The sequence below is a fragment of the Thermosulfurimonas sp. genome (assembly GCF_015491435.1).
In the GTDB taxonomy this organism is placed as follows: Bacteria; Desulfobacterota; Thermodesulfobacteria; order Thermodesulfobacteriales; family Thermodesulfobacteriaceae; genus Thermosulfurimonas_A.
In genome coordinates this window covers 1-2,913 of record NZ_WFVX01000145.1, presented here as the reverse complement: position 1 = coordinate 2,913, position 2,913 = coordinate 1, and the positions used below count along the sequence as shown (strand labels likewise).

Below are 2,913 nucleotides of genomic sequence, written 5' to 3'. Positions count from 1 at the left end.
CTGTGGGCCACCTTACGACTGGCGGAACAGGCCGTGGCCAGAAGTTCTCGGGCCTCCCCGGAAAACTCGGCCCGCAGAGAAAGGGGAGCAGTACGATCCTTGAGATGAACGTGTACCTCGGCCCGGGAGACCGCACTCTCCGGAAGACGGGCCTTTCCCCGGAAGGTGAGATCCCCCATCACCAAAGTAAGGGTGCCGGTGACCCCGGAGAGATTCAGGGCCGGACGCCGAAGATGGGCCGAGCCCTCCTTAACCCGGGCCGAAAGGATGAAGTTTTCCGGCCGAAAGAGTCCAGAGGGCTTGGGAGAGCGGGATTTGAATTCCAGGTCGCTGAAAACTCCCCCGCGCACCAGACCAAGAAATTTCTTTACCCCCCGATTTTCGGGAAAAAGACGCGTTAGATGCCCCCTCATTTGGGTAAAGTTCAGTTTCTTCAGCCGAGCCGAAAGGACATAGGCCTGGGAGGACCTGCTCAGCCTTATCTCTCCCTCCAGCTCCGGTTCCCGAAGAACCAGATTCTTTACGCGGAGGTCCCAGGCCCCCGGACGCAGGGTCAGCTCCCCCTCCGCCACCCCGCAGGAAAAAAGAAGTTCCGGGGCCTTGCGGAAACGCACACACGGAGCCTGGCCCTTAAACCCCACCAGCAGAGAGGAATCCTCGTAGGTATAAGCCAGATCCAGGGAAAGATCGGTCTTTTCGGGATGTAAGGGGAACCCCTTCCAGAAGGGCCAACGGGAAAGATCCACGTGCTGAAGCCGCAGAAGTCCTTCCGCAGCCAGCTTCCGAAGATGCAGACGCCCCTTAAGATGAAATTCCTGGAGAAAAGAAGCCTTTCCCCCGGCCTCGAGCAGGATCTGATGGGGTCGGGTGGCCACCTCCGCCGAGAGATCCGAAAAGGCCAGCAGAGGGGTTTCCTCCCGAAACACCCGGACCTCTCCTCTGGAAAGGCGGGCCTCCAGGGCCGGCAGCGGAGGCAGTTTCTCCAGGATCTTCCGCAGGGAGAAAGGCCGTTTCCTGCGGGGAAGACGTAACACCAGGTGGGGGGCCTGGAGGGAAAAATCGCGGATCACCACCTTGCGATGGAGGAGGGGGATCACCTCGGGATAGAGACGAAGACTATCCACGGTAAGGAGGTAGATCTTTCCCCGGATACGCACCCCCTCGGCCGAGAGCCCGGGACGGGGGAAGACCCGCAAACGCAGGGTCTTCACCGAAACCTCGGCTTTAAGGGTGCGGGAGAGCCTGCGGGTCACCCGGTCCTTCACCGTGGACAGGTTGACCAGATAGGGAAGGAGGAAGCCCAGAATCACCGCCAGGAGAACAAGGCTCCCCAGGACCAGACCGGTTATTTTAAGAAGACGTTTCATGTTCGCAGTCTCTCCAGGAAACGCCGCATCTCCTCGGCCTCGGGCCCCTCATCGAAGGGAACCTCCACCCGGATTTCTATCCCCTGCCGGCGAAAAAGGACGGGAAGGGCATTGGGAACCGGTACCGTGCGATAGGCCGCCAGGGGAAGTTCCAGGTAATGCACCAGAAGGACCCTTACCACCACCATGTGGGTCACCACCGCCACCACCGAACCCCTTTCCCGATGGAACAGATCTTCCATGGCCCGCACCGCCCGTCCGTAAACCTCGGCCAGGGTCTCGCAACCCGGGAGATAAAAACGGTGCGGCATCCTGGACCAGACCTCGTACTGGAGGGAGGGATCGGCGCGGAGTTCGTATTTATAACGCCCTTCCCACGGGGGGATATGGATCTCCAGAAAACCGGGCTCCTCGACCAATTCCGGAGCCTGCCCCAGGGCCCGGGAGAGGAGTTCGGCGGTGTGACGGGTCCGGTGGAGCGGACTCACATAGATCCGCTGCGGGGGATCCACTCGCAGCAACTCTCCGGCCCGTTGAGCCTGTTCCCTTCCCTGAGGGGTAAGCTCCTCCCGGGTGCGCCCGGCGAAACGCCCCTCCACATTGGCATAGGTCTGCCCGTGGCGCAAAAGATAAACCCGGGTCTCCATAGCCCGCCTCCGGTCCTATGCTTAACACAAAAGCGCCCCCTTGACCACTCGGCAAGGCCCTTTGAATCCCCTTCCTTTTCCTGGTATTTTTCTGTCTGTAGGACCTCCCCGTGAGGTTCCCGGTCCTGTGTATCGTGAAGACATCCGGAGCCGGGCTCCGGAGATTCCCCGGTGGAGGAAAAGCGCATGGGCGAAGTAGTAACCATTCCTTTAGAAGAAGAGCTCAAACGCTCCTATCTCGACTACGCCATGAGTGTGATCGTGGGGCGGGCGTTGCCGGACGTACGTGACGGTCTCAAACCCGTTCAGCGTCGCATCCTTTACGCCATGCACGAAATGAAAAACGACTGGAACAAGCCCCACAAGAAAAGCGCCCGGGTGGTGGGAGAGGTCATCGGTAAATATCATCCCCACGGAGACGCCGCGGTCTATGACACCCTGGTGCGCATGGCCCAGGACTTCACCATGCGTTACCCCCTGGTGGATGGACAGGGCAACTTCGGTTCCGTGGATGGCGATGCTCCTGCGGCCATGCGTTACACCGAGGTCCGGCTTTCCCGCATCGCCCACGAGATGCTGGCCGACCTGGAAAAGGAGACCGTGGATTTCGCCCCCAATTACGACAACACCCTGCTCGAGCCGGTGGTGCTTCCGGCCAAATTGCCCAACCTCCTGGTAAACGGGGCCTCCGGGATCGCGGTGGGTATGGCCACCAACATCCCCCCGCACAACCTGGGCGAGGTGGTGGACGCCCTCATCGCCATGCTCCACAACCCCGAGATCACCCTGGACGAACTCCTGCGTTATATCCAGGGACCGGACTTCCCCACCGGGGGCCTGATCGTGGGGATGGAGGGGATCCGGGAGGCCTATCTCACCGGGAAGGGCCTCATCAAAAT

General features: G+C 60.7%; 3 protein-coding genes. 1 reads left to right on the top strand and 2 read right to left on the bottom strand.

From position 1 onward, the window contains the following. The coding region (locus F8J34_RS06655; RefSeq protein ID WP_297057433.1) for an AsmA family protein at positions 1 to 1,367 on the bottom strand (1,367 nt) is incomplete at its 3' end. Further along, positions 1,364 to 2,014 (bottom strand): histidine phosphatase family protein, encoded by a 651-nt coding sequence (locus F8J34_RS06650; protein ID WP_297057431.1) that lies wholly within the window; start codon positions 2,012 to 2,014, stop codon positions 1,364 to 1,366. The genes F8J34_RS06650 and F8J34_RS06655, both read right to left, overlap by 4 nt. A 186-nt stretch (positions 2,015 to 2,200) precedes the next feature. Between F8J34_RS06650 and F8J34_RS06645 the strand changes: the two genes are divergently transcribed. Then, positions 2,201 to 2,913 (top strand): DNA gyrase subunit A (locus tag F8J34_RS06645; protein ID WP_297057429.1); only part of this gene is annotated, 713 nt, incomplete at its 3' end.